Annotated in this window: 20 protein-coding genes; 5 read left to right on the forward strand and 15 right to left on the reverse strand. The window is 23.5% G+C overall.

Going from position 1 to position 16,230, the window contains the following annotated elements; all coding sequences use genetic code 11:
* Positions 1–11: 11 nt before the first annotated feature.
* Entirely contained in the window at positions 12–542 is a 531-nt protein-coding gene (locus tag Q0984_RS03560; protein WP_299523657.1) for a tetratricopeptide repeat protein, read from the reverse strand.
* A gap of 227 nt (positions 543–769) precedes the next feature.
* Here Q0984_RS03560 and Q0984_RS03565 point away from each other — a divergent pair, with 227 nt between their 5' ends.
* Both Q0984_RS03565 and Q0984_RS03570 read left to right on the forward strand, forming a co-directional pair.
* The gene (locus Q0984_RS03565) at positions 770–1,645 is read left to right on the forward strand and encodes a hypothetical protein (protein ID WP_299523660.1); all 876 of its coding nucleotides are present in this window, start codon (positions 770–772) and stop codon (positions 1,643–1,645) included.
* A 25-nt stretch (positions 1,646–1,670) separates the two neighbouring features.
* Positions 1,671–2,609 carry a zinc ribbon domain-containing protein gene (locus Q0984_RS03570; RefSeq protein WP_299523663.1) on the forward strand — a complete coding sequence of 313 codons (939 nt, stop codon included), beginning with the start codon at positions 1,671–1,673 and terminating at the stop codon, positions 2,607–2,609.
* On the opposite strand, the gene Q0984_RS03575 is transcribed toward Q0984_RS03570, so the two are convergent.
* Both Q0984_RS03575 and Q0984_RS03580 read right to left on the reverse strand, forming a co-directional pair.
* Positions 2,603–2,992 carry a hypothetical protein gene (locus tag Q0984_RS03575; protein WP_299523666.1) on the reverse strand — a complete coding sequence of 130 codons (390 nt, stop codon included), beginning with the start codon at positions 2,990–2,992 and terminating at the stop codon, positions 2,603–2,605. The genes Q0984_RS03570 and Q0984_RS03575 overlap by 7 nt on opposite strands.
* Positions 2,979–3,929 carry an SAP domain-containing protein gene (locus Q0984_RS03580; protein WP_299523669.1) on the reverse strand — a complete coding sequence of 317 codons (951 nt, stop codon included), beginning with the start codon at positions 3,927–3,929 and terminating at the stop codon, positions 2,979–2,981. Before Q0984_RS03580 ends, Q0984_RS03575 begins: the two co-directional genes overlap by 14 nt.
* Positions 3,930–4,539: 610 nt before the next feature.
* On the opposite strand from Q0984_RS03580, the gene Q0984_RS03585 reads away from it, so the two are divergent.
* Positions 4,540–4,821, forward strand: a complete 282-nt coding sequence (locus Q0984_RS03585; protein WP_299523672.1) for a winged helix-turn-helix domain-containing protein — start codon at positions 4,540–4,542, stop codon at positions 4,819–4,821.
* Positions 4,822–5,000: 179 nt separating this feature from the next.
* Here Q0984_RS03585 and Q0984_RS03590 read toward each other — a convergent pair whose 3' ends face one another.
* From Q0984_RS03590 to Q0984_RS03615, 6 genes are all read right to left on the reverse strand, one after another.
* Positions 5,001–5,192 carry a hypothetical protein gene (locus Q0984_RS03590; protein WP_299523675.1) on the reverse strand — a complete coding sequence of 64 codons (192 nt, stop codon included), beginning with the start codon at positions 5,190–5,192 and terminating at the stop codon, positions 5,001–5,003.
* Between the two features lie 46 nt (positions 5,193–5,238).
* Entirely contained in the window at positions 5,239–5,484 is a 246-nt protein-coding gene (locus Q0984_RS03595; RefSeq protein ID WP_299523678.1) for a hypothetical protein, read from the reverse strand.
* A gap of 20 nt (positions 5,485–5,504) precedes the next feature.
* Entirely contained in the window at positions 5,505–5,600 is a 96-nt protein-coding gene (locus Q0984_RS03600) for a zinc-ribbon domain-containing protein (RefSeq protein ID WP_299523680.1), read from the reverse strand.
* Positions 5,601–5,675: 75 nt separating this feature from the next.
* Positions 5,676–5,819, reverse strand: a complete 144-nt coding sequence (locus Q0984_RS03605; protein WP_299523683.1) for a hypothetical protein — start codon at positions 5,817–5,819, stop codon at positions 5,676–5,678.
* A 184-nt stretch (positions 5,820–6,003) separates the two neighbouring features.
* On the reverse strand, positions 6,004–6,381 hold the full coding sequence (locus Q0984_RS03610) for a zinc-ribbon domain-containing protein (protein WP_299523686.1): 378 nt from the start codon (positions 6,379–6,381) through the stop codon (positions 6,004–6,006).
* Between the two features lie 2 nt (positions 6,382–6,383).
* On the reverse strand, positions 6,384–7,112 hold the full coding sequence (locus tag Q0984_RS03615) for a zinc ribbon domain-containing protein (protein ID WP_299523689.1): 729 nt from the start codon (positions 7,110–7,112) through the stop codon (positions 6,384–6,386).
* A gap of 132 nt (positions 7,113–7,244) precedes the next feature.
* Here Q0984_RS03615 and Q0984_RS03620 point away from each other — a divergent pair, with 132 nt between their 5' ends.
* Positions 7,245–9,050, forward strand: a complete 1,806-nt coding sequence (locus Q0984_RS03620) for a UvrD-helicase domain-containing protein (protein ID WP_299523694.1) — start codon at positions 7,245–7,247, stop codon at positions 9,048–9,050.
* On the opposite strand, the gene Q0984_RS03625 is transcribed toward Q0984_RS03620, so the two are convergent.
* The 3 genes from Q0984_RS03625 to Q0984_RS03635 all read right to left on the reverse strand — a co-directional run bounded on the left by Q0984_RS03625 (position 9,027) and on the right by Q0984_RS03635 (position 10,161).
* On the reverse strand, positions 9,027–9,341 hold the full coding sequence (locus Q0984_RS03625; RefSeq protein WP_299523697.1) for a DUF2085 domain-containing protein: 315 nt from the start codon (positions 9,339–9,341) through the stop codon (positions 9,027–9,029). The genes Q0984_RS03620 and Q0984_RS03625 overlap by 24 nt on opposite strands.
* 14 nt (positions 9,342–9,355) lie before the next feature.
* Positions 9,356–9,679, reverse strand: a complete 324-nt coding sequence (locus tag Q0984_RS03630) for a zinc ribbon domain-containing protein (RefSeq protein WP_299523700.1) — start codon at positions 9,677–9,679, stop codon at positions 9,356–9,358.
* 68 nt (positions 9,680–9,747) lie between these two features.
* Positions 9,748–10,161: a hypothetical protein gene (locus Q0984_RS03635; RefSeq protein WP_299523703.1), complete on the reverse strand. Its 414-nt coding sequence runs from the start codon at positions 10,159–10,161 to the stop codon at positions 9,748–9,750.
* A gap of 465 nt (positions 10,162–10,626) precedes the next feature.
* Between Q0984_RS03635 and Q0984_RS03640 the strand changes: the two genes are divergently transcribed.
* A complete protein-coding gene (locus Q0984_RS03640) occupies positions 10,627–11,517 on the forward strand; it encodes a hypothetical protein (RefSeq protein WP_299523706.1) in 891 nt (296 codons plus the stop codon).
* A gap of 34 nt (positions 11,518–11,551) precedes the next feature.
* Here the strand turns inward: Q0984_RS03640 and Q0984_RS03645 are convergent, their stop codons facing one another.
* The 3 genes from Q0984_RS03645 to Q0984_RS03655 all read right to left on the reverse strand — a co-directional run bounded on the left by Q0984_RS03645 (position 11,552) and on the right by Q0984_RS03655 (position 16,201).
* Positions 11,552–14,113, reverse strand: a complete 2,562-nt coding sequence (locus tag Q0984_RS03645) for a DNA repair ATPase (protein ID WP_299523709.1) — start codon at positions 14,111–14,113, stop codon at positions 11,552–11,554.
* Positions 14,114–14,397: 284 nt separating this feature from the next.
* Complete coding sequence (locus tag Q0984_RS03650; RefSeq protein ID WP_299523712.1) at positions 14,398–14,802, reverse strand: hypothetical protein; 405 nt, start codon at positions 14,800–14,802, stop codon at positions 14,398–14,400.
* A 142-nt stretch (positions 14,803–14,944) separates the two neighbouring features.
* Entirely contained in the window at positions 14,945–16,201 is a 1,257-nt protein-coding gene (locus Q0984_RS03655) for a TIGR02710 family CRISPR-associated CARF protein (RefSeq protein ID WP_299523715.1), read from the reverse strand.
* Positions 16,202–16,230 lie beyond the last annotated feature (29 nt).

Below are 16,230 nucleotides of genomic sequence, written 5' to 3' on the forward strand. Positions count from 1 at the left end.
TAGTAAACCTCTTATTTTACACTTATAACATCATCAATTCCTAATTTCAAAATTTTTTCTTTAATTTTTAAAGCTTCTTTTGTACGATTAAGTTCTACTAAAGAACAGAATTTATTTATTAAAATAGATTGATGATTTTTATCAAATTTCAAAGCGACATCTGCAGTATCTATAACTTCATTAAAACATTTTAATTGAAAAAGACACTCAGTTTTATAATATAATGCACTAATATTTGATTTGTCTAGTTTCAAGACTTCGTTTAATAAATCAAGTGCTTGTTTATAATCATTTAATCCCATTAAAATTATTGCTTTTAGTTCTATAACTGATGTATTTTTAATACTTTTAATTTTATTTAAACAATTTAAAGATTCATTAAACTTCCCTAATTTATATAATAAAACAGATTTTCCAACAATTATTGCTTCATCGTTAGGATGTTTTTTTAAATCTTCATCAAATTTCATAATGGCACATTCAATGTCATTTTTATTTTCTAAATTTTTTCCATTTATTCTAATATTCACATATGAGTCCATATCTAGAACACCTCTATTCTAATCTTAGTAATAAGAAATATAAAAGCTTATTGTAATTTTTAAAGACAATTTAACACTTAAAAAACAATTTAACATGATATAAACAATATTTAATTTAAAATAATTATAAGTATCCAAATTATTGATTTAAAGCTTTAAAATTGTTATTTTTTACAACATCCTATTTTAAATATAATTAAAACATAAAACACAAAATAGGTGATGATATGTCCTCGAAAGAAGAAGATAAATTATTTAAGTATGCGACAAAAGAAGATGGATTTGCTCTTATAAATTTAATTAACAAACAAAATTTAAACATAAAAGAAAATAATTTTAAATCTGAAAATTTAACATTTAACCCAACTGAATTAATAGAACTGGACCCTAAAATCTACAAATCTGATATGATAATGGAATTAGATAATATAATTATAATAACTGAATTTCAATCAACAATTGTAAAAGAATTTGATGAAAAAAGATATAGATTATATACAGCTATTGTTGACTATGCAAAGAAAAATAAAAAACCTATATTGTTAATAGTATTTAGCACAGCTGAAAAAACAAAAATTAAAAAATACAATTTAAATAAAGACTGTGTGTTCACAATTCCGATAATATCTTTAAAAGACTTTAATGGTGATGAAATTATAAATAATATTGAATATAAAATAAGAAATAATATAAAAATAACCAGACAGGAATTAATACATCTATCTTTAACACCATTTATGAGTTCAAAAAATCCTCTTGAAAAACAAATAGAAAAAACTGTGCAAACACTAGATAAAATAAAAAATTCAACTACCAGTACTAAAAACTTTGCTTTTGGTATTGAATTTTTAATTGTGGATAAATTTATAAAAGAAACATCAAAAAGAAAAAGATTAAGAAATATATTAAGTGATAACATGAGATTAATGGAAGAATATGGTCAAGAAAGATATGAAGAAGGATTAGAAAAAGGTTATAATGAAGGCGCTAAAAATGAAAAACGTAAAATAGCAAAAACATTACTAACAAAACACATGCCTCTAGAAGAAATAGCTACTTTAACAAAACTAAGTATAAATGAATTAAATCAACTAAAAAAATAAAATTATTAATTAATTGTGATTAAAAATGACTGAAATATATTGCTCAAAATGTGGACAAAAAAATGCATTTACTGAAAACTACTGTGTTAAATGTGGAAAAATACTTAGAAAACCTAATGATTATAAAATAGGTGCTAAAATAACCTCATTTGAAGACATGTTTACACAAAAACGCAAAGAGCAATTAGAAGAAATACCATTAACCGATGACATATATGAACTTATTTTAACTAACATATATGAAATAGGTAAAAAATCTATTAAAAAAGATGGAACAACTGCACTAGAAAAAGTAACTGATGTTGTTGAAGCATATGCAAAATGGTCCTACAAATCCAAAGGTGGTGAACTTGGATTTTACACAGCAAATAATATAAAACTTGATGACAGATTAAATGAATCCTCACAAATAGCTACATTAATTCATGAACTATCACACCACTTACTTGCTGAAATCTTTGAACAAATACTTATGTATTACTGGAAAGTTAAAAAAACATATGAATTGGAAGTATTCGTCCAATATGTCCTTGGATCTGGAACTATACGTTTAATGAATGAATACTGTGCACATACAGTTGAAGGAAGATTCATACCACATGGTTACCAAAATTACGGATCATTTAATTCAATACTCGAAGATAAAAAAGATGAATTTGACCATGATATAGTTTTTGTATCTTTAGTTTTAGGAAACACAATAGCTGAAGATTTAATTCATTTACTAGAACATTTTATTGATGAAAAATTAAGACAAGAAATAAAACAACAATATAATAAAGATCAATTACCACCTAGCTACTCTCAAATAGGAATGGAAACTACAGACATGTTAGATAGTAAAAGTAGAAATACATTAATAATGGATACATGTATAGCTACATTTGATAAAGCAATGGAAAGTCCGGACTTTAAAAACATGTTAAATGAATTTTTAGAAACTTTTAAAGCATATAATCAGTGAATATTATTTAAATCTTCACCATTAAATGCTAAAATTAATTTTTTAAACATACTATTCTTTGAAACAGCAAAAGAAGGTATTTTAACATCATTTAATGCTTCATTAAATATTTCTTGAAGTTCATCTAATTCTAATTTTAAACTAGCTATTAATTCATTTCTACTTTTATTAAAATCAGGATTAAAACTAGTATTAAAATAATCATTATATCCATCGGAAATCCAATTATTAATTTCTAAAATAAAATATTGTAAATGCAGTTTAAGTAATTTTAAATCACTAATATTTCCAACAGATGCATTAATAAGATGACCTATAACAGTTTTATATTGATGCCATTGTTTATTTTCAATATATTCATTAATAAGGCTAATAATATCCATATAAAACATCATAAATTGAATCTGTTATTTTAGCTTTCTTAAATAATGATTCATATTTTTTAAGAAGGAAAAATTTTTCTAAATTATGTTCATTATAATAAACAAGATAATTATTTTCTTTTAAAAAATCATTAGCTTCCTGTGTTAATATATAAGTATTATTTTTAAATTCCTTACTAATTTCATCATCTGATAAATTTTCAGATATTCTTTTAATTAATTCTTCTTTCTTACCAGAAACTTTTAAATTATATTTTTTTAAAACATTTTTAATATCTGAAACTTTATAATTAACAATACTATAAGCAGGATTGCCAGGCATTATAAAATTATCTTTAATAGCTTGTTCTTTTAATTTAAAACCATCAACATCATTAAATATTTGAAGACTAATTTCTCCAGGATGTTTTTCTAAATATTTTAAAAAACAAACATAAGCATATTTAAAATCAAGAGAATACTTTTCATATAATTTAGCACAATATATTTCATCTAAATTTAAATCATCTTCCTCTTTTGATTGTTTAATAGTAATTGTCTGATTATTTTTAGATCCACATTTATAACAAAAATCATCAGTTACAAAAAGTTGACTTTGACAATTAGGACAATTAGTTCTATTATTGGCCTGATTTAAAAGAAAAACAACTTCTTTTTTAGCCAATAACTCCTTAGATAATAATACTGGCTTTTTCATCTTTGAAGCTACTTGTTTTAAAAGATAATTTAATCTAATTGGAATGGCCTCTAAACAACACTCTCCAGTACTTATTTCAGTTTTAATTTGACTAATAACAATATTAGCTTCCTTAACTGTTAAATTTAATGATTTTAATTTATCCATAAATTCCTGGGAAAAATAATCTCCACCAGTAAGTTCACGTAATTTATTTTCTTCAGGAGTATAATTAGAAGTCATTGAAATCAATTTTGTCATTAATATTAATTAAATATTTAGAAAAGATAACCATTATAAATAAGAAATATGAAAACAGCTATTAAAATTATAAAGTTTAAATAAGTACTTGTATCTTTAACTTTCTTTTTTAATAAGATAGCACAATATAAGATTATTGTTAAAATGTAAATTATCCCAATAATTAACTTAAACATAATCTCTCCTAAAATAATTTTAGTATTTGAAAATATTTAAGTGTATTTATATTAAATTACTTTCTATTATATGCAATAGCTAACAACCAATATTGGAGGTACAAAAAACATAAATAATAACTGTAATTACAGTAATTGAAATACTATTAATAAAAATTTTTTCTGACTTAAATCCAAGAAGAAAACCTGCTATAAATAAACAAAAAATTAATAAAATTCCACTTGAAGAGCATATTGCGAACTAACATTTCAAAAAATTCTTCTTTTTTAATTGAAAATGTATTATATTAATATTGTTATTAAAACTGTATATAAATTAATATTTTATTAATAATATAATATTTAAATATTTATTTTAAACTAATAATAATCTTATTATATCTTTTCAATAATATATACAAACTTATAACCTAATAAATAATTAAATAATACATATGAAGAAAAAAGAACTTTATTCAGCTATTGGATTTATAAAAATATCAACAACACGTCAAAAAATATTAAAATGTTTGGAAGATAATTATATGTTACCTTCTGAAATTGCATCAAAAACAGATTTAGGAACTACACAAGTATCTAATGCACTTTCAGATTTAAAAAATAAAAAACTAGTTGAATGTATTAATGAAGAAGACAAAAAAGGAAGAATTTACGAAGTAACAAAACTCGGAAAAGAAGTTTTAACTCATTTAAAAAATGATAAAATCATAATTTAGATTAATTATCTAATACTGCACTATAATATTAAATTATAAAAAATAATGCTGCTGAATTTACCAAGTTCTATTTTTCCAAAAAATCTAAACTTAATTTGATTTTTATTATCATATCTTTAAATAATAATTAATTGTAAAAAAAAGTTAAGAGAGAGTTATAAAAAAATAAAAATATTAATTTAAGTCTCATAAACCAATGCCGCAACAAAGTATAGTATAGCTGTAATTATTAATCCTATTACTATGCCAAATAAATAAATTGATGCAAATAAATTGAAAGAATTAGCAAGTTCATTAGCATAATTTGTAGTTGTAGAGCTTATTAATGTAGGTATTAATGGAACAGCTAATATTACTATTAACGCACACATCCAATTAATGTATACTTAGCAGTTTTAAGTTTTTTATAGATTAATATTAATGAATTGCTAATATTGCTACAATAACAAGAATAATAACTTCTATTAATCCTATTGTATATATTTGGTTTAATGAGTTTAAAGTCATTTGTGAAATACTATCATATGATCCAGAAAAATCATAATTGCTTAAATAATTATTATAAGTAGTTATAGTGTCTGTATAACTGCTTATTTGGCTTTGTATATAATTTAATGATTCTATTCCCTTAATTACAAATATACTAGTAGAAAATAGTCCCAAAATAGTTAAAATTATTGATGCTATATTACTCTTTTAGTAACATCAAATTGATGTCCACAGTTAATACAAAAAATACTATCATTATCATTTTCATGTTGGCATTTAGGACATATCATAATATACATCTCTTTATATACTCTTTTTTCATTTTAAAAAATGTAGTAAAATTTTATTTATTTAAATTATAAATTTCACCCCATAGGTGCTAAAATCATGTTTGAAACTTGCCAAAGAATAATTAAAGTTATAACAGTTAATAAAAACCATTTAATCCATTCTTCGAGTTTATTTAATTCATCAACAAAGTACTTGGTTTTATCTTTGAATTGTTTCATTTTACTAAACATTCCTTTTATAATATCAAGTTTTTTATTTACAATTTTATAAAAAAATTTACTTTTGTTCTATCTTTAAAAAAAGTTTCTTATTATAATTATTATTTTGTAAAACATACTATATAAAGATTGTGTATAAAAAGATTTTACTATATTCAAAAAAAGTTAAATGATGGTAATAAATTTATAAAACATTAGCAAAATATAAATAGCTAATAAATACCACTACAATAGATATAATAAATATAATTACTCCATGTTTATGAACATCTTCGTTTTTTTGGGTTACTAAGTAAAAACCAGCAACAATAGCTGCTAAAGGAACTAAAAAAGAAAAAATATATCCAATTACAATAGCTACACTGTGGTTATCATTTGCTTCTTCATCTAAATATTTACCACATTTTGGACATTTTGTAACTCCTGGTGGAGTGTTTGAACCACAATAGCTACAATAACCTACTGTTGGATAACTATTAGTTTCAGGGAATTTAGCTCCACATTTTTGGCAAAATTTTGTATTGTTTTTTACTTCACTACCACATTTTGGACAATATTTCATTTTTAATCTTTAAGTTTATTTCCACATTCTGGACAGAATTTTGAATCATTACTAATTTTATGAGTACAATTAGGACAATAAAATGTCTTTTTATCATCAGATTCAGTTTCATTGTTTTTTTCTTCATTAGTTTTTGAAGTGTCTTTTTTAGAATCTTCTTTCATTTTATGGCCACATTCTAAACAAAACTCATCATCTTCATCTAACTTCGTACCACATTCTGGACAATATATAAAATTAAATTTGTGATTACATTCAGGACAAAGTACACTTTCAGAATTTACTTCAACACCACATTCTGGACATACAACTGTAGGTAATTTACTTAATTTAAAATTTAATGAACCTAATGGGTTAATATGTAAATAATTGTCACGAATATAATTAACAACAATAGTTACAGCAATACATATTCCTGCAAATTGGTATGTTAAAAAGCTTGAATCCATAGCTATTTTTAATGTACTTGTAAATAATAAATGCATAGATACATATGAACCAAAAAATGCAAAAACAGCATTTGTAATAATTAAATCTAAGTTATTTTCAAAAATATCTACTTTTGTAAATAAAAACCCATAAATCACTCCTAAAATAATGAAACCACTATATATTTCAATACCATTAATTGAATACATTGTAACATATAATGTGCTAGTTATAATAATTCCTATTATTAGTGCTACTACAGCATTTTTAACAATATTTCCTATATATTCATCTTGATTCAATAAAACACTCCCATTTTTATATTCACTTATTATTTTTATTTAAACTAGTATTTAAAATATGTATAAAATAGAATTACTTTTCAACTACTCTTGGTGTAACTATTTAACAGTATTAACAATAAATATATATTTATGGATTTTTGTAGTGAATGTGGAGCAATGATATTAAAGGGCAATAAATGTCTGATGTGTGGATATATAAATACTTCTAAAAGAGAGTATAAAAAACCACATTCATCTAAAATTAATAAAACATTCACAAAAAATATAACTATAGAACCTAAAAAAATAGCTAGTATAAATGGGAAATACTTAAAAGAAGATTTTAAAAGTATTGATGATTTAGATTTAAAAACCAAAACTGAATTATTTAATAATGAGGATTTTTTTAAAACAGTTAACAGTGAACCATTAGACATGCAGCAAAAAATAGCTTGTGTTTTAGATTCAAAAAATGTTCAAATTATTGCTGGAGCAGGAACTGGTAAAACATTTACATTAATAGCTAAAATAAAATATTTAATAGCTAAAAAGAATGTTAAACCTAGAGATATTTTATGCTTATCATTTTCAAATACTGCAGTGAAAGATTTAAAATCAAAACTTCCAGAAAACGTAGAAGTAAGAACATTTCACAGTTTAGGTAGATTTATTATAAAACAACATCATAATGTTTCTGTTATTGAAAATAATGAAATATTAACTATAATTGATGATTATCTAAATCAGGCTGATTTATCCATATTAAAAGATATACTTGATTTTTGTGATTCTTATTTTTTAAATATTGATAGTTATATTGTAAGAAAAAATGATAGAAAAGAGCTTTTAAATGAATTAAAAGAAGCTTTCAGTAAAGTAGGTTTTAAAGCATTACTTGGAGAATTTGTTAACTTATTTAAAGGAAACAATTATACAAAAGATCATTTTAATTATTTTAAAAGTATTAATGATGATTGGAATCATGATATATTTCTTAAAATTGCTGATGATTTTTACAGTTATTATCAAGAATATTTAGACATGCACAACCAAATAGATTTTAATGATATGATAAATGAATCTAGTAAATTAATTAAAAAACATGGAATTAAAAAATCTTATAAGTATATACTAGTTGATGAATATCAAGATACTTCTTATACAAATTATAGTTTAATTAAAGCCCTTCAAGAAAAAACAAATGCTCATTTAACTGTAGTAGGTGATGACTGGCAATCAATATATGGATTTAGAGGAACCAATATAAACTTTTTTACAGATTTTGAAGAGTATTTCGAAAATCCAAAAAGAATATTCATTGAAGAAACTTACAGAAACCCACAAGAGTTAATTGATATAGCTGGTAAATTTATCATGAAAAATTCTAAACAAATTAAAAAATCTCTTAAATCTACAAAAAACTTAAAACATCCAGTTAAAATAATTTATCCTCATAAAAATCCAAATCAAAAAAGAGAAATGATTTATAAATTAATTAAAGATTTATCTAAAAAATCTGAAGATGTACTGATATTAGGTAGAGCAAATAAAAACATAGATCAGTTTATTAAACATAAAAACCTAACTAAAAAAGGTAATTTAAGAAAAGATAAATTTTTACGTATTTTAGATAAAACAGATTCATCAATGAATAATGTGTTTTATAGAACTCTACATTCATCTAAAGGTCTTGAAGCAGATAATGTAATTATAATTAACATGGTTGATGATTATTTGGGTTTTCCAAGTAAAATAAAGACGCATAGCGTGTTAAACTATGTAAATAAAAGAAATCATGATTATAAATATTCCGAAGAACGCAGGTTATTTTATGTTGGATTAACAAGATCAAAAAATAATGTTTATTTAATAAGTGATAAGGATAGTCCTTCAGAATTTATTGAAGAACTAATAGATGATAATCCTGAAAACTTAGAAATAATTGAATATAATTAATTCTACTTTAAAAACAACAAAAGGCATTGAAAATCCACATAATAAACCAGTAACTAATCTTAAAGTGTTATTACTTACTCTTAAACCATAATATTGTGTAGTTCCATCAATAATCAAAGGAATGAAACCTATAACAAACAATAAATTTGGTTGAGTTAACATAGCTATTATAAATCCAAAAATAGCCCCAATAGTAATTCCCGTACATCTACTACAAACTGGGAACTGTTTTTGTTTATAAAAAAATGATCTTTCTGGTTTTTGATGGCACAAATATTTACATATATTCATAACATACTTATAAATCAAAATATCAATCCTATAATATATAATATTATTACAATAAGTACAAGTAAACCACAACAACTCCAACAACTACTATCATCTGAACTATTACCGCTTGTTTGTGAATTTGATGTATAAGTTGAAACTGAATGAGGATTACAACCACAATATGGACAAATTTTTAAATTACTATCTATTGATTTTCCACAACTATTACATGTTATTTTTGGACTATCTTGAACTATTGTGGCTTTTTTAACTTCAATTTCTAATTTAGTACCACATTTTCTGCAAAATTTTTCATTATCTGTTTGAGATTCTGCTCCATAGTTTGGACATTTCATTTAAAAAACCTCATTTATAAATTATAAATTAATATTTTTATTAGAAGTTATATTTTTTATCATAACTCTTAACCAGTTGGTAATACTTGACTTCTACCATCACCATAATAAACTCTTGCATTTCCATCACTTAAATATTCATGAGCTACAATATTATCATCATCAGAATAATGATTATGTGTATTTTTATAATGTCTTGCTTGTGCTTGAACATCTTCACTGTATGTACTAAATGGATCATCTTCTTGATTTGATGATGTGGATTCTTTATTTTTATCTCCAGCATTAGTAATTTTATCAACATTATCATTAACTGTAGTTTTAGCACTTTCATTAATTGTATCATTAATATTTGCAGTATTATTTACAGTAATAGATTCATTTCCACTATTATTACTTAATGCTATACTAAATCCATAAATCACTACAGAACTAGCTATTATTATTAAAACAACTAATATTAAATATATTTTTTTAACCATTTTATCATTACTATCATTATGTGTTTAATTTTAAAAATTTTCTTTTATTGCCATACAATTAATAAATAAAGTAATTTATTATTTTTATATGATAATCATTTAATGAATAATACTCATATTTTTGTTTTTAATAGATATTTAGTATAATTGATATTAAATTTATAATTATTAAAATTAAAATCACAATATTCAATTTGAATGCTAATTCAGCTCTTTTTTTATAGTTTCTTATTAAAATCAAATTTATTAAAAGTAATATAGTAATTATAATATCTAATATTAACATTATAAAACCACCACATAATCTATTTATACATATCATATAATATAAATATTATCATGTTATTTTAAAAATTCACTTAACTTTAAACTATTTATTTTACTTAAAAATAATTATTTACAATTTAATAATTGTTTTAATAAATAACTGTCAGTTATATATAATTTAAAGAATAATTAATTAGTATGAAACATGATAAAACTTATAACTATTACCAACATGAAGATCAACTCCTAAAATCTTTAAAGGAAAATTCGATTAAATACCTTACAAAAATCACTAATGTTGATTGTCTTGAAGAAATAAAAGAAGAACTAATAACATTAAACCCAAAAGTCCTTAGAATAGATTATGGTATTAAAAATAAAGACATGATAATTCTTTATGAATTTTTATCTACAAAGAATAATCTTGCAAAAATACTAAGGAGAATATTTTTATATGTAGCTAGAGTAGGTTATGAATATCAATTAAAAGTAAAAATAAACTTAGTAATGACACCAGAAATAGATAAAAATACGATAATTTTAGAATATTCACCAGGACAATTTTTCAAACCAGATATAATATCTTTTAAAGATTACAATAGAGATAAACTATTAAATAACATAACCTACAAAATTAAAAATAACATGAAACTAACTTATAATGAAATCCTTATATTAGGCATATTACCATTAATGAAAACCAAACACGAAACAGGAAAACAAGTACTTAATGTATTGGAAGTTATTCGAAATATAACTGATGTTGATGCAGATTTAAAAGATTCTGTATTGGGTATGTTAACTTTACTTGTAGATAAATTTATTGAAGACCAAGATTTAAAAAATAGTATATTGGATGTGATAAAAATGGAAATAACGATATTTCGTGATTATATAAATTCTCACAAAGACCAATGGCTAGAAGAAGGAAAAATAGAAGGAAAAGAAGAAGGATTAGAAAAAGGAAAAAAACAAGCAAACATAGAAACTGCAAAAAGAATGCTACAAAAAAATTACCCTATCCATGAAATAGCAAACCTAACAAAATTAAACCAACAAACAATAAAACAAATAAATAGAGGAAAATAAAATCCTCTATTTTATATATTCTTCAAATTATCTATTAATAATTCATTATACTTAATCCAGAAAATGTTTTTTCAACTTTTTGTCTAAAACCACTATTTTCTACTTTTTCTTTAATCTCATCATAAGAATATAATTTAGCTTCAACGTTCTTATTAACTAAAAAACCTTCTTTTTTCCAGAATTCATAATCTTCTTTTGTTATATCTCCTTTCATAATTTTTAAGATAGTTTTTGGAGATTTACCTTTATCCAAAAAGTTTTGAAATATTTCACATCCAGGTTCAATATAATACTCATAATATTCTCGCATAAACTCTTTAAATTGTTTATTACCATTTTTACCTTCTAAATACCAATTATAAACCTCTTCAATTTTAACATTAGCTTTTTTTGCTGCTTGTTTTGTTGTTTTATCATTTATAATTTCATTAATCACAATATTCATTTGTTTTTCTAAGATTTTCTCATTAACTTGAGTTAAATTATCTTCAAGCTCTTTTTTTGTTAAGTTAGAATTTTTAAGGCCAATTGAAGATGATTTTCCTTTAATAATCTGATTAATATAACAATTTATTTTAAAATTTAAATAATCATTATAAAAATCATTGAAACGTTTATCACCATTTTTACCTAAATCATAAGCATTATCCAGTTCTGTTTTTTCAATCCCAGATATTTTTAGTGCTTTTTGTAAGTTTTTATTTTTAATTTCCTCTAAAAAGATTTCTAAATGTTTTGAAAGATAATTTGACTCATATTCTTCGTATACTTTTCCATAAATCTTATGTCCATTTGATCCTAAATTTAATATTTTATTTAATTCATGTAATGTTATATCTGAACTTTTAGCTAGTTTATCTTTAGATTTACCGTTTTTAATTGCATCAATTACTAAATTAGCAATGATTTTCGCATTGTTTTGTTTGAAATCTATAAATAATCCACTTTCATTCCATTTACACCATCTTTTAACTTCATTTAAATCCATATTTATTTTTTTAGAAGCTTCCATTTTTGTTTTGCCCTCACTTCTTAATCTTAAATATTTATCCATTAATACATGAGTTACATTAATGTAGAAGTTTAAAGTAAATGTGTCATCCTCTTTTTTAAGCAAACATTGTTTTTTGCCTTTAATATACCACATATCATAGTCATTTTTAGTAATATTAGCTTTCTCAAGAGCTTTATTGAAACTCATTGTTTTTAAATATTTCAAAAGATTATTTACACGATTTTCATAATATTCTCTTTTATATTCATTTTCAAAATTATTATCTTTAAGTAATTCTTTGAAATCAGTTATTTCAGCTAATTTAAGTGATTCTTCTTTTGATTTACCTTCTTTTAGATTATTTAAAAAAATATCCATTTTAATTTTCTGGAGGTTCTTTTTAAAGATACTTGACTCCATATTAAATGAATTTAACCAGAATTGAATAATTTCATCATTTATCTGTAATTTAGTTTTAATCTCATCACTAAGATATTGTTTTCTTTTTAAAGTTAAATACTGATCCATTAAAAGTTTATTATATATTATGAATTCCTGATTATGCTCTCCTTTTATGAATTCTTCTTTATTTTTTCTATACCAGTTATTTGCTTGACTTTTATTCACTTGTGTTTTTTCAAAAATTTCATCAATTGGCATTTTCATACTGATTTGATCCAGGAAATCCTTGAAGATTTGATTTTCAACAATTTTATAAAACTCCACAAATGGTTTGATACTTTTTTGACCACATTTATAATAACTAGTTTGTTTAATTTGTTTTGATGTGTATTTGCCTTCTAAAAATTCAATTAATGTTTTTTCCATATCATAACAGTTATAAGTAAATTTAATTAGCTTTTCATATTCAGTTTGGTTTAGTTTATAGTATCTGTTTGTTTTTTTAATGAGGTTTTTAGTTGATAGTTCAATTAACAATTGATTAGTATACATACTGGAATGAATTTGATTAACATCTTCTTTAGTAAAATGATTTATGTTTAAATTGTTTTTTAAATTGATAATTTCATTTTGATATTCAAGTTCATTATTGCAACTTCTGCAAAAATTAGAATTTTTGGAATCATTTATTTTACCACAGATAATACAGTGCTTGAAATTTCTATTATTTGAGGGTTCAGGTGTAATTTTAGTTGTTTTCGAGTTTAAATTATAAATTGGTGTGTATTTGGGTTTTCCGGGATAATAATAATTTTCATTACACAATTCAAAGTATTTCCATGCAATGTCAAAAAGACTTCTATGTAGTTGAAAGGGTATTTTATTGTCCTGTTTTAGAAAATCTTCAATAGACTTATGAGTAATTGCATTTCTCATTTGATATGCTTCAAGTAACATACATTTAAATTTAAAGTCAATAATTTTTAATTGATATAATTTATCAACTCTTTTAGAAAATCCAACATAAGGATTATCAATTCCATTATTATTTCTTTGAAGTATATCATTCACTACTTTTTCTAGAAAAGGAGTGACATATGACTCAGTTGTTTTTGGATTTTTCATAATCTCTTTTTCAAACTCACTAAGTAAAATATACATATCTTTATCAAAATCTTTTAAAAATTCAAAATTTTTCATAATTTCCACCTAGTCAATATATTTTTTAAACAAAATATACACAACTAAGTATTATTATGTTGGGGTTGATATATAAATGTTGTCATGATGTATATAAAAAGTTAGATAAATTTTATAGAAATATTTTAATACATGTTTTTAAAGCAATATTAAGATTACTAACAGTTGTGTAAAAAGAAACATAGCTATAAATTTTAATATTACTTTTGTCATTTTCTATTTTTAAATGATTATTGTACTTTTTTTAATTGTATCTATTTCTATGATAAAAAAATGGTTAGGGATTAGCCATAACCATAAGTTACAACATAACCATGATCATCACAAATTCTATAATAACCATCATCATAATTAATTCTATGATATCCATCTCCCGCATCACTACGGGAAACTTCATGCTGACTTGGATCCCACCCACTATCTAAAACATCAGATTCATGAGCAGTTAAGTGTTCTTCACCACCATAAATTCTTGTAGGTCTTTCATAATCATCCTCTACAGATTCAGATGATGAATCAGAAGAATATGATATATTATCAACAGATTCTGTAGTATTATTAATATTATTTATTGTCATGTTATCAGATGTTTCTGGAGTGTTTCCAAATAAAAACAATCCTCCACAAATTACAACAGTAAAACAAATAATAACTAATACAATGATTACAGTATTTTTATCAAAATTCATATTATCATTCTTATTCAAGTTAAATTATTAGTCCTATATTTTCCAAATAAGATGTGCACAACTAAGTATTAATATGTTAAAATTGATATATGAATGTTACTATTATACATACAAAGAAAGTTTTTCCTTTAATCTAAAGAACCTATGAAAGAATAGGAAACATAGTCTCTTCAATAAATTTCCCCATATCTTCATGTAGTAAATTAGCAGCTTCTAAAACAATACCTCTAAATTCATCATACTCTTTTTTAGAACAAGACTCAAAACCATGAGCTAAAATAGAATTATTCCTAAATTTAAGAACATTCCTAATTTGTTCTCGATTATTCAAATAAAACTCACCTAAACTATCATTTAATTTAGCAAGTAACTCATAATCAGCAGTTAAACCAAATTTAATATCCTTTGAACTATCCAGATTACCTAAATAATCCTCATCAACATTATTTTCACGTAAAATATCAATATCAATACAAGAACTATTAATACCATAAACCTTAGAAAGTCTGATTTGAGCAATTAACTCCAATGAACGATACAACCTAGCAACAGCATCATCAAACTTATTCTCATTTCTCCTACGCCTAGCATTATTCAAAATAGACGCCAACATATAATACTTCTTCAACTCATGCTCAACAGGACCTTTACTTGAATTTTGATTAAAAGTATTCATAATATTTAAAGCCTTAATATTTAATTGAAACTGCTTAGCTAACTCAGGCCAAACCTTCTGAAACTCACCAACATCAAAAGTCTCAAAAGCTTTCTCATGATTAACACTATCAAAATAATAATAAGTATCAAACAACTTAGAATAAACATCCTTATCCCTATTAGTATCAACAAGCACATCAACAAGCAACTTTCCAGACTCAAAACGATTACTATTAAACAAATCCTTAAGAGTACTTATTAACAACTCATCATAAACCTGATAAAGATTCTGTGACTTACACTCCTCAGTACCCTTAACAACAACACCACCACTTCTCTCACCCACAACAACAAACAACTCCTTCCTAAAAATCATAGAAGCAAAAGCAGCAGACATAGTCATAGTCTTAGTACCAGAAGTATAATCAATCAATATCCTATACTCATCCTCCAACTCAGCAATTTTAAACTTAAACTCATTAAAATAATTCTTAAAACTATCAATATTCTCATTTTCTACAAACTCATAATCATAACACTCATCAAAATCCTCCTCAAACTCATCATAGAAAACCTCCTTAAGAGCATCAACAGTAGATTTAGAATCCCTAGAACCAAAAAAACAAATAAAATCAGGATCCTTAGAATCAATAGAACACATCAAACCATGAGCCAAACTATACTTCTTACTATCAGTTCCAGTTCCCACAGTCATAAATAAAGCACGTTTCTTCCTTGCCATGTTATCAACTTAATTATTTTTAATAGATT

The organism is uncultured Methanobrevibacter sp. (genome assembly GCF_934746965.1).
Taxonomy (GTDB): domain Archaea; phylum Methanobacteriota; class Methanobacteria; order Methanobacteriales; family Methanobacteriaceae; genus Methanocatella.